The sequence below is a fragment of the Rahnella aceris genome (assembly GCF_011684115.1).
Taxonomy (GTDB): Bacteria; Pseudomonadota; Gammaproteobacteria; order Enterobacterales; family Enterobacteriaceae; genus Rahnella; species Rahnella aceris.
On the sequence record NZ_JAADJV010000001.1, the window covers coordinates 2,585,151 to 2,601,419 of the forward strand.

At 53.4% G+C, this 16,269-nt stretch carries 13 protein-coding genes; 7 read left to right on the forward strand and 6 right to left on the reverse strand.

Annotated features, from left to right (window positions below):
* Nucleotides 1-28 precede the first annotated feature (28 nt).
* The 3 genes from proY to GW591_RS11825 form a co-directional block, all read right to left on the reverse strand.
* Nucleotides 29-1,453, reverse strand: a complete 1,425-nt coding sequence (proY, locus tag GW591_RS11815; RefSeq protein WP_015690313.1) for a proline-specific permease ProY — start codon at nucleotides 1,451-1,453, stop codon at nucleotides 29-31.
* Between the two features lie 162 nt (nucleotides 1,454-1,615).
* Nucleotides 1,616-2,935, reverse strand: coding sequence for a branched-chain amino acid transport system II carrier protein (gene brnQ, locus GW591_RS11820; RefSeq protein WP_013576677.1), 1,320 nt, complete (start codon nucleotides 2,933-2,935; stop codon nucleotides 1,616-1,618).
* Between the two features lie 444 nt (nucleotides 2,936-3,379).
* Complete coding sequence (locus GW591_RS11825; RefSeq protein ID WP_166860621.1) at nucleotides 3,380-4,483, reverse strand: cobalamin-independent methionine synthase II family protein; 1,104 nt, start codon at nucleotides 4,481-4,483, stop codon at nucleotides 3,380-3,382.
* A 270-nt stretch (nucleotides 4,484-4,753) separates the two neighbouring features.
* Here GW591_RS11825 and GW591_RS11830 point away from each other — a divergent pair, with 270 nt between their 5' ends.
* Entirely contained in the window at nucleotides 4,754-5,149 is a 396-nt protein-coding gene (locus GW591_RS11830; protein ID WP_166860623.1) for a type II toxin-antitoxin system RelE/ParE family toxin, read from the forward strand.
* Nucleotides 5,142-5,474 (forward strand): helix-turn-helix domain-containing protein, encoded by a 333-nt coding sequence (locus tag GW591_RS11835; RefSeq protein WP_013576680.1) that lies wholly within the window; start codon nucleotides 5,142-5,144, stop codon nucleotides 5,472-5,474. The genes GW591_RS11830 and GW591_RS11835 overlap by 8 nt, the downstream gene beginning before the upstream one ends.
* A 33-nt stretch (nucleotides 5,475-5,507) precedes the next feature.
* Here the strand turns inward: GW591_RS11835 and phoR are convergent, their stop codons facing one another.
* Both phoR and phoB read right to left on the reverse strand, forming a co-directional pair.
* On the reverse strand, nucleotides 5,508-6,827 hold the full coding sequence (gene phoR / locus GW591_RS11840) for a phosphate regulon sensor histidine kinase PhoR (protein ID WP_112151727.1): 1,320 nt from the start codon (nucleotides 6,825-6,827) through the stop codon (nucleotides 5,508-5,510).
* A 22-nt stretch (nucleotides 6,828-6,849) separates the two neighbouring features.
* The gene (phoB, locus tag GW591_RS11845; protein WP_013576682.1) at nucleotides 6,850-7,539 is read right to left on the reverse strand and encodes a phosphate response regulator transcription factor PhoB; all 690 of its coding nucleotides are present in this window, start codon (nucleotides 7,537-7,539) and stop codon (nucleotides 6,850-6,852) included.
* Nucleotides 7,540-7,766: 227 nt separating this feature from the next.
* On the opposite strand from phoB, the gene sbcD reads away from it, so the two are divergent.
* The 5 genes from sbcD to GW591_RS11870 all read left to right on the forward strand — a co-directional run bounded on the left by sbcD (nucleotide 7,767) and on the right by GW591_RS11870 (nucleotide 15,097).
* A complete protein-coding gene (gene sbcD / locus GW591_RS11850; RefSeq protein WP_112151728.1) occupies nucleotides 7,767-9,005 on the forward strand; it encodes an exonuclease subunit SbcD in 1,239 nt (412 codons plus the stop codon).
* Complete coding sequence (gene sbcC, locus GW591_RS11855) at nucleotides 9,002-12,250, forward strand: exonuclease subunit SbcC (protein WP_166860628.1); 3,249 nt, start codon at nucleotides 9,002-9,004, stop codon at nucleotides 12,248-12,250. The genes sbcD and sbcC overlap by 4 nt, the downstream gene beginning before the upstream one ends.
* Before the next feature lie 239 nt (nucleotides 12,251-12,489).
* Nucleotides 12,490-13,503 carry an ABC transporter substrate-binding protein gene (locus GW591_RS11860; RefSeq protein ID WP_037036793.1) on the forward strand — a complete coding sequence of 338 codons (1,014 nt, stop codon included), beginning with the start codon at nucleotides 12,490-12,492 and terminating at the stop codon, nucleotides 13,501-13,503.
* An 11-nt stretch (nucleotides 13,504-13,514) separates the two neighbouring features.
* The gene (locus GW591_RS11865; RefSeq protein ID WP_037036792.1) at nucleotides 13,515-14,279 is read left to right on the forward strand and encodes an ABC transporter permease; all 765 of its coding nucleotides are present in this window, start codon (nucleotides 13,515-13,517) and stop codon (nucleotides 14,277-14,279) included.
* Nucleotides 14,276-15,097 (forward strand): ABC transporter ATP-binding protein, encoded by an 822-nt coding sequence (locus GW591_RS11870; protein ID WP_037036791.1) that lies wholly within the window; start codon nucleotides 14,276-14,278, stop codon nucleotides 15,095-15,097. The genes GW591_RS11865 and GW591_RS11870 overlap by 4 nt, the downstream gene beginning before the upstream one ends.
* Here GW591_RS11870 and qhpR read toward each other — a convergent pair.
* A complete protein-coding gene (gene qhpR / locus GW591_RS11875; protein WP_225444899.1) occupies nucleotides 15,094-16,179 on the reverse strand; it encodes an AraC-like transcriptional regulator QhpR in 1,086 nt (361 codons plus the stop codon). The two genes, GW591_RS11870 and qhpR, sit on opposite strands and share 4 nt — an antisense overlap.
* Nucleotides 16,180-16,269: the final 90 nt, after the last annotated feature.

Genomic DNA, 16,269 nt, shown 5'->3' on the forward strand with positions numbered 1-16,269 from the left:
TAAAATTTACCGAAAGGTAAGTGCTTGCTTACGCTTTATTGCTCAGCGCCAGTGCTTCTTTCTTACGGTCGTTGCGGCGTTTAAAGGCATAACCGACCAGTAGAGCCACCACCCAAACCATCCCCACATACAACGAAATACGGGTATCCGGGAAGTAACCAATCAGGCCGATGATGAACACCAGGAAAATAATACCGAACACCGAGGTATAAACGCCGCCACGCAGCGGAAACTCCAGCTCTTTCACCTGTTGTTTGCTCAGTTTGCGACGGAAACCAATCTGCGAGAACAGGATCATAATCCACACCCAGACCGTTGCGAAGGTCGCCAGAGACGCAATCACCAGAAACACAGCCGATGGCATGACGTAGTTCAGATAAACCGCCACCAGCAGTGCCGCCATCATCACCAGAACGGTGACCCACGGCGTGCCCAGACGCGATACCTTGCTGAACATTTTCGGTGCCTGCCCCTGCTCTGCCATTCCGTGCAGCATACGGCCCACGCCGAACACATCACTGTTAATGGCAGAAAGCGACGCGGTAATCACCACAAAATTCAGGATCGTCGCCGCAGCAGTAATGCCCATGTGCTGGAAAGTCAGCACGAACGGACTGCCCTGCGTCCCCACCTGATTCCACGGGAAAATAGACATGATCACAAACAGCGTACCCACATAAAATACCAGAATACGCAGCGGTACTGAGTTGATGGCTTTCGGAATAGATTTCTTTGGGTCTTCCGCTTCACCGGCCGTGATCCCGATGATCTCGATGCCGCCGTAAGCAAACATCACCAGTTGTAAGGACAAAATCGTCCCCATGATGCCCTGACTGAAGAAGCCACCATGACTCCACAGATTGTGGATACCGGTCGCCTGCCCGCCATTGCCGATACCCCAGAAGATAATCCCAAAGCCTGCCACGATCATGATGATGATGGTCAGCACTTTAAAGAAAGAGAACCAGAACTCCAGCTCGCCGAAGACTTTCACGCTGACCAGATTGATCGCGCCGATGATCAACACCACGCTGAGCACCCAGGTCCATTGCGGCACATCAGGGAACCAGACGCCCATATAAATACCGAACGCGGTTACATCAGCGATGGCGACGATCAGGATTTCGAAACAGTACGTCCAGCCGGTGATGTAACCCGCCATCGGCCCGAGGTAATCTTGCGCATAACGCGAAAATGAACCGCTCTGCGGGTTGTTAACCGACATCTCACCGAGAGCACGCATGATGATAAACGCGATAATCCCACCGACCAGATACGCCAGCAATACGCTCGGTCCGGCCATTTTAATCGCATCTGCCGAGCCATAAAACAGACCAGTTCCGATGGCTGAGCCCAGTGCCATAAAGCGGATATGGCGCGTTGTCAGGCCACGTTTTAACTTCGTGCCCGGCGCTTCGTTCTGCGCTATTGGTTGTTCAGCTTCTTGCTGCATGTGCATTAACCCGTGTTGTTTTTTTAAATATCAAAAATCGTATTCTAAAAAATGACTTTTAGCCTGCCAATGAAAAAGCCACGGAAGGGTTCTCCGTGGCCTGATTGGCGAAACATTCGTCAGACGATCATGCTTTTATGTCTTCGAACATTCACCCGATGATCATTGGTGCGCGGTAACGCTGCGCGGGCCGCTGATTTTGTCATAAATCCCGACCAGTACCAGCATTAATAATGACGGGGGTAACCAGGCAAGACCTTGTGCAGCCAGGGGCAGGTTTGCGGTCCAGGCTGGCATCAGGTCAACAAAAGCAGACGCCTTGATACCATCAACAATGCCGAACACCAGGCTTACCAGCATGACCGGCGCCACGATACGCGTGGTGCTGTTCCACCAGCGCAGGGTGAAACTCAGCACAACCAGCGCGATACAAGGCGGATAAATCGCCGTCAGTACCGGTACTGAAATCGCAATCAGATGGCTCAGACCCAGGTTGGACACCAGCATGGAGAACAGACCCAGAATGAAGACCAGTGTTTTGTAAGACAGCGGCAGATACTGAGCAAAGAATTCCGCACAGGCGCAGGTCAGGCCAACCGCCGTCACCATGCAGGCGATGAAAATCAGCGCACCAAGGAAGAAGCTGCCCACACCGCCGAAGGTATGTGCCACATAGGCATGCAGAATAATCGCACCATTGGTCGCATCAGGCACCAGTGAAGCGCTGTTTTCGCCGAGCTTGAACAGGCTCAGGTAAACCAGCATCAGACCCAGACCGGCAATCAGCCCTGCCAGCACGGTATAACGGGTCAGCAGTTTGGCATCAGATACACCACGGGAACGCGCGGCATTGACGATAACAATACCGAACACCAGCGCGCCCAGCGTATCCATGGTCAGATAGCCGTTAACGAAACCGCTGGAGAACGGCACTGTCTGGTAAGCATCCACCGCTGGCATCGGAGAACCGGCTGGCCAAAGTACGGCAGCAATACCCAGTGCAGCCAGCGCCACCATTTTCAGCGGCGCGAGGAAATGGCCGACAGTATCAAGCAAACGTCCCGGATACAGGGAAATGCCGATGACCAGGGAGAAATAGATCACGCTATAAATCAGCAGAGGCAGCGGGCCGTCACCGGTCATCGGTGCGATACCCACCTCAAAAGAAACGGTTGCCGTGCGTGGCGTGGCAAACAGCGGGCCAACAGCCAGATAACACACAGTGGCCAGAAGAATACCGGCACCACGACCAATTGGCGTACTCAGGGCATCCACACCGCCGCCAACGCGTGCGAGTGCAATTACCGTCATCACCGGAAGTCCGACTGCGGTGATCATAAAGCCGGCAGCAGCCCACCAGACGTCATGACCTGCCTGCAAACCAACCATTGGCGGGAAAATAATATTCCCCGCCCCGACGAATAAGGCGAAGGTCATGAAACCCAGCGCCAGAATATCTTTATTTGTTAAACGAGTACTCATGATGGGTGTCGTGTTGCCTGTTCAAATGAATAAAGTGTCCGATGCTGCCGTCGTGCCACGTCGTCAGAAAGATGAATGGCATATAACAGCCAGAGAGCACCCATGTGAGGAGCGAAGTGAGCAAAAACGCCTGATGATATGCAGATGATTACGTTGTTATGCAGGGAGTATCGAGCGACAGCGGGGGCTAAGGTAATCTTTTATAGCGTATAAAGGCAAGCCGGGATCCAAAAAGCAGAGTGTTTAACCAAATTAATGTTACAAGGCAGGTATATTCACTAAATACTGCGATAAACACACCATATGATATGTATGATTTTTGAACTAATGAAGCACAAGATATGCTCCGATAAGATTAAAAATGCGTGAAATCACCACTTTCAGGTTATTTCACGCACAGTTTACAGCATATTTACAAGGTCATCATTTGACCTCTTTCAGGGGTTACCAGACGCGGGCAGCAATATCGACCACCAGTTTTAGTTTTTCCCACTGCTGCGCTTCGGTCAGGCTGTTGCCCTCTTCCGTTGACGCAAAGCCACATTGCGGGCTGAGGCAAATCTGGTTGATATCCAGATATTCCGCCGCCTCGGCCAGACGTGATTCCACGGTTTTTGCCAGTTCAAGCTCACCGGACTTGGTGGTGATCAATCCCAGAACCGCCTGCTGATGGCCTTTCTTAATAAAACGCAGCGGTTCGAAGCCACCGGAGCGCTCGTTGTCATATTCCAGGAAGAAGGCATCGATGTTCACGCCACCAAACAGGATCTCCGCGACAGGTTCATAGCCGCCTTCAGAAATCCAGGTGGAACGGAAGTTCCCGCGACAAACATGCAGACCAATCACCAGATCGTCAGGTTTACCTGCAATCGCTTTATTCAGCACGTCAGCGTAAGTACGTGCTAACTCTTCCGGAGAATCGCCACGCTCGCGGATCTGCTTCTTCTGATCTTCAGAACACAGATAAGCCCAGACGGTGTCATCGAGTTGCAGATAACGGCAACCGGCATCGTAAAACGCTTTAATCGCATCCCGGTAAACCTGCGCCAGATCGTCAAAATACGCTTTCAGATCCGGATACACTTCTTTGCTGATGGCGTTACGGCCACCGCGGAAATGCATCACACTCGGGCTTGGAATGGTCATTTTCGGCACAGCACTTCCGCTGATGCTTTTCAGGAAACGGAAATCTTCCAGCATTGGGTGCGAGCCGAAACCGAGCTTGCTGACCACTTTAATGCTGCGCGCTTTAGTCTGTACGCCGTTGAACTGGATCCCCTGCACCGCATCGTAACCTTCCACACCTTGCAGACCTTCGAAGAAATCGAAGTGCCACCATGCACGGCGGAATTCACCGTCAGTGACCACTTGCAGACCCGCTTCGCGCTGCAAGTCCACCACGCGGCGAATTTCGGTGTCTTCCACGGCTCGCAGTTGCGCGGCATCAATCTCACCCGCCTGAAACTGCTTACGGGCTTCTTTAATCACCGCCGGACGCAGGAAACTGCCAACGACGTCTGCACGGAATGGAGGGGTTGTACGTTGCATGAAGAACTCCTTAATAACATCCCGCCGGTGGCGAAATGCGAATGATTCACAAAGTAAATAATTACGCTGCGTTATATTTAGACATCTGGATGTCTAAACGTCTTTAAGAAGATACTGTCATGCAGGGTGTTAACGGGCAACAGAGGAATTTTCATGGGACATGAATAAAGTTCATGATCGCTTCATCATTTTTCATGATGCTGGACAATATTCGCCCCATTGCGATATGTAGTAATAAATACTATAGTTTATTTTACCAGGGACGATGACATGAACTGTTTACGTATTTTTGTTACAGAGGATTTTCACGACATCATGACCGCCAGCAAACTGTCGGAAAAGGATATCCTCAAGTCAGCACATGAACTGGCAAACGGACTTTTTGATGCGGATTTGTCCGGCAACGTTTACAAGAAGAGAATTGCACCGTCAGGGAGATCGAAGTCAGGGTTTGGCCGGGCAGTCATCGCTTTTCGTTTTGAAGATAAGATCTTTTATATCGACGGGTGGCTGAAAAATAGTGTCCGCAAGAAAGGCAATGAAATTCCCGACAAACTTCTGTCTTTATATAAAGCAATTGCTAAAGATTTGCTCAACTTCACAGAGCTTCAACTCGAAACAGAACTTCGAAATGGATTAATTAAAGAGGTGATTTCTAATGGTTGATGAACGTTTGCTAAAAATGCAGCGGATGGCTCAACGCTTCCATGATTCATCTGGCGTGGTAACACAAACCACGATGCGTGAAATTAACAAAATAGTTGATGAAGCCGTTCAGGAGGAAAGACTGAAAGCCTTCGCAGAAAGCTCTGCTGAACGCATTCGCGCTTTGCGTGAGAAAGAAAAAATCAGTCAGGGCGTACTGGCAAGACTCATCAATATGTCCGCCAACAGCATTCAAAAATGGGAGCGGGATGAAACCAAACCCACCGGAGCGGCGCTGATCTTACTGATGCTAATTGAAGAAAAAGGTTTACAGATCATCTGCTAAAAGAAGCCACAGCTTGTTGCTGTGGCTTGATTTTTATCCCTTTACGCCGCTTTGGCTGGCCTGTTCCTGAGGAACAATCAACTTCGGCGCCAGCATAAACATAAACCGGGTACCGACGCCGACTTCACTCATGACTTCAAGTTTCGTGTGGTGATGGCTGAGCGCATGTTTGACGATTGCCAGTCCCAGTCCGCTGCCGCCGGTCTGACGTGAACGGGCTTTATCGACGCGGTAGAAACGTTCGGTCAGGCGCGGCAGGTGCTGCGGCGCAATGCCCGGTCCGTTGTCGCTGATCTGGAACTGTGCGCCATGCGGCGTTTGTTGCCAGCTGACTTCAATCCGTGTCCCCGCTGGCGTGTGGTTAACCGCGTTATACACCAGGTTCGACACCGCGCTGCGCAGTTGATCTTCATTACCAAAGACCTTCAGCTTGTCGTTTACGCGAAACACCACTTCATGCCTGCCGTTGCTTAACGTTTGCACTTCACGTTCGAGCATGCCGAGCATCACCGGAATATCGACTTTCTCGTGCAAATCAATATTCGCTGAGGCTTCGATTTTCGACAGCGTCAGCAGCTGCTTCACCAGCCCGTCCATGCGCCGCGTCTGTTCCTGCATGGTATCCAGCGCTTTAGTGCGGAAAGGCTCTTCCAGCTTGGCGTCTTCCATCATTTCCAGATACCCCTGCAATACCGTCAATGGGGTTCTCAGTTCATGACTGACGTTAGCGAAGAAGTTACGCCGTGCGCCTTCAAGCTGACGCATCTGGGTCACGTCGCGTGCCACCATCAGCAGTTGTCCTTCGGAATAAGGCATGACGCGAAATTCGACATAATGCTCATTATTGAGTTGTAAATTCAGCGCCCGGCTGAAATCGCGGGTCTGGATCCACAGCCGGAATTCCGGATAACGCAGCAGGTTGAAGATATGTTGCCCGTTATCTTCCGGCCAGCGGAAACCGAGCAAATCCTGCGCCAGTCCGTTACACCAGAAAATATTGCCATCTTCAGTGGTCAGCACCACGGCATCCGGCAGCGATTCGGCACCGCTGCGAAAACGTTTGATGAGCTGACCTAATTCCCGACGGCGACGCCGGTTGCGTATCTGCATCTGGTTCAGCCCGTAAAACAGCGGCTCCCAGCTCCAGCGCCCATTCGGTGGCGTAATGCTGCGGTCGAGCCACAGCCAGTGAGAGAGTTTAAGCTGGTTGTAATAATTCCAGCCCAGTGCCGCCATCAGCGACACCAGGAGGAGCCAGCCGAAATGGCCGACGAAGATACCGAGAATTAACGCTGGCAGGCAAAAGAGAAACAATTCACCCGCCAGTCGTTTCCATGACAAACGTTCTAGCACACAGATTCTCCGCTGTGAGGGCTCAATAACGCGTTGAAAAACGGTATCCGGTACCACGAACAGTCTGGATCATTCTGTCATGTCCACTGGTTTCCAGCGCCTTACGTAAACGACGAATATGCACGTCAACCGTGCGATCTTCCACATAAACGTTAGTGCCCCAGACGTTATTGAGCAACTGTTCGCGGCTGTATACACGTTCGGAATGGGTCATAAAGAAGTGTAATAACTTAAATTCGGTCGGCCCCATATCGAGCGCCTGCTCGTTGGCCATTACCCGGTGAGACGACGGATCCAGGCTTAAACCCTGCATGTCGATCACTTCTTCCACCGCCATTGGCGAGATGCGACGCATCACGGCTTTAATGCGGGCAACCAGTTCTTTCGGAGAAAACGGTTTGGTGATGTAATCATCGGCACCCACTTCAAGGCCGCGCACCCGATCTTCTTCTTCACCGCGTGCGGTCAGCATCATCACCGGAATTTCGCGGGTCAGTGCCTCACGTTTAAGATGCTTAATAAACTGAATACCGGAACCGCCAGGTAACATCCAGTCAAGCAGGATCAGTTCAGGGTAAGGTTCAACAAGCTGCCCAATCGCTGAATCAAAATCCTCAGCTTCTACGGCCTGATAGCCATTTTGTTCCAGTACAAAACACACCATTTCACGGATTGGAGCTTCGTCTTCAACCACCAATATACGTCTAGCCATCGTAGGTCCTGCCAATAGGTTAGCGATCTTTTATTTGATTGCGGGCGCCATTATGCGTCAGTTTTGTGACAGATTTATGAATGAAAAGAATGGTTCATTACAGTCAACTATGACAGATAATTTCCGGCCATCTTGCTGAAATTGGTCTGATTTATCGGGGACAGCTTCCCCTGCCGACGTTTATACTTTACCCCATTGTCGTCATCCAGGGTTCATACGGGAGTCTCATGCGCCTGATCCACACGTCAGACTGGCATCTCGGCCAGTACTTTTTCACTAAAAGCCGTGCAGCCGAACATCAGGCATTTTTGCACTGGCTGACCGGTCAGGTGCAGCAACATCAGGTCGATGCCGTGATTGTCGCGGGCGATATTTTCGACACGGGTTCCCCACCCAGTTATGCCCGCGAATTGTATAACCGCTTCGTGGTGGAATTACAGCAAACCGGCTGCCAGCTGGTGGTGCTGGCTGGTAACCACGATTCTGTCGCCACGCTCAATGAATCGCGCGAGCTCCTTTCCTGCCTGAATACGCGGGTGATTGCCACCGTCGGTGAAAACCTTTCTGAACAGATTTTAGTGCTCAGTCAGCGTGACGGGAAACCCGGCGCGATACTGTGCGCTATCCCGTTTTTACGCCCGCGTGATCTGCTCGCCAGCCAGGCGGGACAGTCCGGCAGCGACAAGCAACTGGCATTGCAGGAAGCCATCGCCGCGCATTATGACGCGCTCTGGCAGGCTGCGCAGGCCAGACGTGACGAACTGGGCATGCCGCTGCCTATTATTGCGACCGGCCATCTGACGACTGTCGGTGTCAGTACCTCTGATTCCGTGCGCGACATCTATATAGGTACGCTCGATGCGTTTCCGGCGCAGGCCTTTCCGCCGGTCGATTATGTGGCACTGGGTCATATTCACCGTGCACAATGCGTCGCCAAAACCGAACATATCCGTTACAGCGGCTCGCCGATTGCCCTGAGTTTTGACGAACTGAGCAAAGCTAAAAGTGTGTACTTACTTGATTTTGATGGTGCGACGCTCAACGCCATCGACACACTGGAAATCCCGGTTTTCCAGCCGATGCAGATAATCAAAGGCTCGCTGGTGGAGATTGAACACCAACTGGCACAGTTCGAAGGCGGTGATCCGGCCAAACCGGTGTGGCTCGATATTGAAGTCTCCACCCAGGATTATCTCAGCGACATCCAGCGACGCATTCAGGCGCTGACGGAAGATCTGCCGGTAGAAGTCGTGCTGTTACGCCGCAGCAAAGAACAGCGCATCAACAGTATTGAGCAGCAGGAAAAAGAAACCCTCAGCGAACTGAGCGTCAGCGACGTGTTTGAACGACGACTGGCGCTGGAACCGGCCCCTGACGAGCCGCGTCAGGCTCGGATGCGCACGTTGTTTGCGCAGGTGGTTGAACAGGTTACCAACGGTCAGAACGCGGAGGACAGCGCACAATGAAAATTCTCAGCCTGCGTTTAAAAAACCTGAACTCGCTGGAAGGCGAATGGAAAATTGATTTCACCGCCGAGCCGTTTGCCAGCAACGGATTATTCGCCATCACCGGTCCGACCGGTGCGGGGAAAACCACCCTGCTCGATGCCATTTGTCTGGCGCTTTATCATCAGACGCCACGGCTGAACATTACACCAAGCCAGAATGAACTGATGACCCGCCACACCGCAGAATCGCTGGCCGAGGTGGAGTTTGAAGTCAAAGGTGTGGGTTACCGCGCTTTCTGGAGCCAGCGCCGCGCCAAAAATTCCCCTGACGGCAATCTGCAGGCACCGAAAGTCGAGCTGGCGTTACTGGCCGACGGCAAAATTCTGGCGGATAAAGTGCGCGATAAACTCGATGCCATCGCCACACTGACCGGGCTGGATTTCGGCCGTTTCACCAAATCCATGATGCTTTCACAGGGGCAGTTCGCCGCGTTTCTGAATGCCGATGCCAACGACCGCGCCGAATTGCTGGAAGAACTGACCGGCACCGAGATTTACGGTCTGCTTTCTCAACGCGTGTTTGAGCAACATAAAGAAGCGCGCATTGCGCTGGACGGTCTGCATCAGCGCATGGCCGGAATCGAACTGCTCAGCGAAGAACAGCGCCAGACGCTGGAAGCACAACGTGCTGAACTGAACACGCAGGAAATCAGCCTCAGTCAGCAGGCGCAGCAGCGCCAGCAGGATCTGAACTGGCTGCAACAGTGGCAGCAGGTGCAGCAAAAACAGCAGCAGTCTCAGCAACAACTGACCGCCGCAGAGCAGGAAAATCTGGCCGCCGCGCCGCAGTTACAGCAACTGGCGCGCAGCGAACCGGCAGAAAAACTGCGTCCGTTACTCAATGATCGCCAGCGCTGTCAGGATGACGCGCAGCGCCTTCAGCAATTACTGATACAACTGACGCAGCAGCAGGAGCAGCAGATTGCACAGATGACGCCGCTGAGTCTGGCGGTGGAACAGGCGCACACTGCACGGCAGAAACAGGCGGAAGAACAGCGTCAGATGCAGACGCTGATCGAAGAAAAAATCCTGCCACTGGATAGCGAAATCGCGCAATGGCGCAAATCGCTGGTGGAAACACAACAGGCGGTCAGCGAGTCGCAGAAACAGGCTGGTGAACATAGCGCGACGCTGCAGCAAATCACGGCGGAACGTCAGAAACTGGATGAGGAAAGCCGCCAGCATCACACCCGTCAGGCCGCGCTGACTGAAGCCCTTAACGTTGCACAACAACGTCAGGCTGAACTGGAAAAACAGTACCCGCAGGTAGTGTTACAGAAACGTCAAACCGAACTCATGCAGCTCCGGCCGGTGCGGCAGCAGCTGTTTTCACTCTCGCAAATCTTCCCGCAACTGAACCAGCGCGTGCAGCAACAGCATAAAGATTTTGCGCAGTACCAGACGCTGCTGGCCGAAGAAGAACTGCGTCTGGGCGCGATCCGTCTGCAATGTCAGAAACAACTGGAACATCTGAACGACGTCAAGGCGCTGCATAAACAGGAAATGCTGATCGTCAGTCTTGAAGCCGAACGCGCGAATTTGCAAAGCGGCAAAGCCTGTCCGCTGTGCGGCTCGACATCACATCCGGCGATTGAACATTATCAGGAGGTTAAACCTTCTGAAACCGCGCAGCGCGTCGAGAAAATGCAACTGGAATTCGATGCAGCAAAAGCCAGCGGTATCGAACTGGCGGCGAAAATTAAAGGCCTGAAAGAGCAACAAACACGGCTGCAAACTCAGCTTGAGCAGGATCAGCAACAACTGAATTCGCATACCCTGAACTGGCAACAACTCAGTGCGCCGCTGAATCTGACGTTTACGCTGCATGATACCGCCGACATCACGCAATGGCTGACCGCCCGCGATGAGGAAGAGCAGCAGTCGCAGGCGCGGCTGAGCCAGCACGAACAGCTGGCGCGGGCTCTGCAACAGGCCAAAGATGCTCTGAACGACGCACTGAATGCACAGCAGAAAGTGCAGCAGCAAAGTGCCTTGCTGACAGAGCGCGTTACCCGGCTGGAAGAGATGCAGGCAAAATCTCAGCAAGACCTCGTGCGGTTGCAAAAGCAACTGGCGGAAGGTGAAAAATCCCTTTCTGAGCTGAATGCCCGACGCCTCGAACTGTTCGGAGAGCGTCAGGTTGCTCAGGTTCGCGAGCACTTACATCAGCAACAACAGGCGACAGAACAAGCGCTGAGTGATGTCCAGACCGCGCTGCATAAGGCGCAGGAACAGCGCGACCAGTTGGCCGGTCAGTTGGCCAGTACGCAGCAGCAACAGTTACAGACCGCCGCACAACTGACGCTGGTGGAACAGGCGTGGCAGCAGGCATTGAGCGCCAGCGGATTTGCGGATGAAGCCGCAGTGAAACTGGCGCTGCTCGACGACGCGTTGCGCCAGCAGCTTCAGCAACGCAAAGAACATCTGCAACAACAACTGGCACAGGCGCAGGCATTACTGGCGGATGCCCGTCAGCAGCTCGAAAAACATCAGCTTGCCCGTCCTGCACATCTCAGTGAAACCGACAGTGATCTTAACGCCCTGACGGTGCAACAGGCGGAGCTGGCACAACAACTGAAAGTCCTGCAACAACGTCTGGGCGAAGTGAAAAATCAGCTGGAAAGCGACAAGCAACGCCACCATGGTCAGCAGACGCTGATTGCACAGATTGCGCAGGCGCAGCGGACCTGTGATGACTGGGGTTATCTCAACCAGATGATTGGCTCCAGCGACGGTGCGAAATTCCGTAAATTCGCGCAGGGTCTGACGCTCGATCATCTGGTGTATCTGGCCAACCGCCAGCTGGAAAAATTGCACGGACGTTATCTGTTGCAGCGCAAAACCAGCGATGCGCTGGAACTGCAAGTGGTCGATACCTGGCAGGCCGATGCCGTGCGCGATACCCGCACGCTATCCGGCGGCGAAAGCTTCCTGGTCAGCCTGGCACTGGCCCTGGCGCTGTCCGATCTGGTCAGCGATAAAACCCGTATCGACTCGCTGTTCCTCGACGAAGGTTTCGGTACGCTCGATGCCGACACGCTGGATACCGCGCTGGATGCGCTCGACAGCCTGAATGCCTCGGGTAAAACCATCGGCGTGATCAGCCATGTCGAAGCAATGAAAGACCGCATTCCGGTACAAATCAAAGTCACCAAAGTGAACGGTCTGGGCGTCAGCCGCCTGAGCAGTGAATTTAAAGTCTGATCCCTCGCCACTGCCGGGCAGGTTGCTAGATAAATTGCTAGCTGCATGCCCTGCGGTGGATCCTTTTTGTGAAAGCGTGCACAAAAATCGCACCAGTTCAGTGCGCGCTTTTTCCTCAACCTGCTGAATTTACGTTTATTCCCGCTGCCGGAACGAACTGGCACGCCCTGTGCTTAACGTTATGTATACAAGTTGCAGTACAAGTTGCAACGTCCTCATAACCGCTTAGGGAACCGCCAATGAAAAACATCAAACCTGAAGTTGATAAAAAACGTCGCCAGCTGATGAAATGGCTCGCCATTACCGGCGGAGTGTCCACCCTTGGCGGAATGATCCCGACGTCAGTTTTTGCAGCCGACGACGATGAAATTCGTATTGGTTACTGGCCGATTGTCGGTGGTTTGCCGCTGTATGTGGCACTGGAACAGGGCTTTTTTAAACAAGCCGGGCTGAATGTGAAAGGCGTTAAATTCGCCAGTGCCCAGCAAATTGTCGAAGGGATGATCACCGGCAGGATCCACGGCTGCGCCAACGGCACGGCAACCGGCGCGCTGGGACTCGGGGCGATCACCTCACCGGGTCTGTTCAAAATTATCTGTTCTAACCCGTCAAACCATACGCTGGTGTTAGATGAATTTCTGGTGCCGCTCAACAGCCCGGCAAAAGCTATCAGTGACCTGAAAGGCAAGAAAATCGCCTGCGGTCCGGGGATCCAGAACGTCACGATGGCAAAAATTATTCTGGAGAAAAATGGCTTCACTAATCCGTCAGTCATTGAACTGCCGGTCGGACAACACGCGCCTGCTCTGGCCGCCGGGCAAATTGACGGCGTATATACGCTCGAACCGACCGGCACTGTCGGACGCATGAAAAACCTTTCGCGCACACTCGAAACCGGCGTTATTTCTAAATACGTGCTCGGCAACGCCGACGCCCCGTGGTTCGGCGGCGCAGCGGCACTGAACGCCAGTTTTATCGCCAGCAAGCCGGAAGAAACCAAAAAGTTTATTGCCGCTTATCAGAAAGCGGTGGAATTCATTGCGGCTCACCCTGATAAAGCGCGCGAAAACGTCGCCGGTTACACCAGCATTGAACCGGCGCTGGTCAAAGAAGTGCCGCTGCCGGGCTTCGTGATGTATCCCGATTTGAAAGGCGACAACCTGCAATGGTTCCAGAAGTTTTATGACGTCTTTACGGAAAGAAAAATCTTCAGCAAGCCGGTGGATGTCGCTTCGCTGATCTATCAGGGATAAGGAGAAACAGGATGACTTCACGCTGGTCTTCAAGGTTACTGCCGCTGGTCGGCCCGGTACTGCTGTTTTTATTCTGGCAACTGGCCGTCAGCGCAAAATGGCTGAATCCCGTGCTTCTGCCCTCGCCGGTCGAGACAATCGGCTACATGTTCCAGTCATTTTCCGACGCGTCCATGCGCACCGACATCGGCGCAACCCTTTACCGCACGCTGGTGTCTTTTGCCTTTGCCGCCGTAATTGGCGTGCCGCTGGGCGTAATTTTGGGCAGCAATGAAAAGGTTTACCGCAGCCTGGAATTTTTGATCGACTTCTTCCGCTCCACGCCGTCGTCTGCGCTGATCCCGCTGTTTATGCTGATTTTCGGGATTACTGACGCCAACAAAATCGCCATTGCTGCCTTTGCCGCCGTGCTGGTCATCCTGTTCAACAGCGCATACGGCGTGATGAATGCCAAAAAAACGCGCCTGATGGCCGCCAAAGTAATGGGAATTTCCCGCTGGCATATTTTCAAAGACATCATGCTGATGGAAAGCCTGGCACAAACCTTTGTCGGCCTGCGCACCGGCGTGTCGATCGCGCTGGTGATCGTGATCGTCGCCGAAATGTTTATCGGATCAGAAACCGGCCTCGGCCACCGGATCATCGATGCCCAGCAGGTGTTTAACATCAAAGATATGTACGCCTCGATCCTGATCACCGGCGCGCTGGGTTATCTGCTCAATCTGGCTTTTTTGCTGATCGAGAAAAAAACCGTCCACTGGAGTAGCAAAGCATGACGCACCCTCTCTCGCTGAACCCTGATTATAAAGGCCCGCAGTTGCCGCAATATGCCACGCGACCGGACACCCATGTGACGATCCGCGGGCTGAGCAAGGCGTTTGCCGGACAGCCGCTGTATACCGACCTGAATCTCGACTTACCGCGTGGAAAGATCGTGTCGATCTTCGGGCCGAACGGCTGCGGTAAATCGACCTTAATGAACATGATCGCCGGGCTGATCCCGGTAGATAAAGGCGACATTCTGTTCGACGGCAAAACGCTGGCGCAAACCACCATCGGCTATGTGTTTCAAAACTACCGCGACGCGCTGTTTCCGTGGATGAGCGCCCGCGCCAACATCGCCTATCCGCTGATACGCCACGGCATGAGCAAAGCGGATGTGAATGCGCGGGTCGAAGAACTGACGCAGATGTTTGATATCCGTTTCGACCTGAAACGCTATCCGTATGAGCTTTCCGGCGGACAACAGCAAACCGTGTGCATCATGCGGGCGCTGGCGACGCGTCCGGAAGTGATGTTCCTCGATGAGCCTTTCTCGGCGCTGGATTTCGAGATGACGCTGTTTATCCGCGATAAATTACAGGAAGTGCAACTGGCGACCGGCGTCACTATGCTGATTGTTTCGCATGACCTGGAAGATGCGGTATTTCTGGCGGATGAGATTTTACTGCTGACGCGACGGCCGACGCAGATTGCGGAAATCGTGCCGTTCGACCTGCCGCGCCCGCGAGGGTCGGAAATCATGAGCCACCCGGAATTTATCCGCGTGAAGGCGCACACGCTGGAAGTCTTTAAACGGGAGATGGCGCTTTAGCTGGCGGCAGTCTGCCGCCACTGACGCGGGCTGACGCCAAACCAGCGGCGGAAAGCCCGCGAAAAGGCACTGACTTCGGAATACCCTAGCAGCAACGCCATTTCGGAAATCGGCAGTTGTTGCTGTTGCAGATAATGCGTCGCCAGTTCGCAACGGACGTTATCCACCAGTTGGGTAAACGTCAGGTTCTGTTCGCGCAGGCGGCGTTGCAGCGAACTCGGCGACATACCCATTTTTTCGGCCACTTCATCAAGCACCGGCTCGCCGCGTAATAACGCCTGACGTACCCGCGATCGCACGTTGTCGGTGACCGACTGCTGCGACGGCGCATCCGCATTCAGACGGCGGATCGCATCCTGCATGACCAGCAACAGCGTCTGATCCCGTTCCGGCATCGCCCGCTGTAAATCGCGTTTGACGATCAGCAGGGAATTGTACGGCTGATCGAAATACACCGGCGCATCAAATACTTTGCAGTGTTCATGCCATTGCTGCGGACGCGGATGCTCAAAATGCACCTCACGCGGCGCCCAGTTTTTCCCCAGCCCGTGACGCAATAAATTGAGGATCATCCCCAGCGTCAGTTCCGCATCCTGCCGTCTGCACAGAATGCTGCCGTGCCGCACCTGATAATCGAACCGGTAATGATCCCCCTTATCCACCAGCCGCGTCAGCGTATTGTGCTGATGAAAGGGAAAGGCATTCACTACGTTTTGCAGCGCGGTTTCTGCCGAAGAAGAACATAAACCGATGTAGCCAATCAGCCCTAATGACTGCGGTTTGAACTGTTTCCCGTAATGCAAACCGAAGTTATCACAACCTGACTGCGCCGCCGCTTCTTCCAGAACCTGACAGTAATTAGTCAGCCCGAGACTCAGCGTAGGTTGTTGCAGCAATTCAGGATTGATGTGGCAGATGCCTAGCACACGATCGACATCTGCCCCTTTGGCCTGAATAAAATCGCTCAGGCCGCTGGCGGCTGCGGCCAGCACCCCCCGGTGGCTGTCATTGCTGCGCGTCAGCGCGTTCAGCGCATTGCTGAAACCGGCTCCGGAAGCCGTAGAAGAAAGGCCTGTCTGCATCGTCTTTTACTCCCTTTATGTCGGCAATAAAAAGTGTCGGTAATAAAAGAGAATTGCAAGTTCCGTACCAGCACCTTGCTTCACATCTCC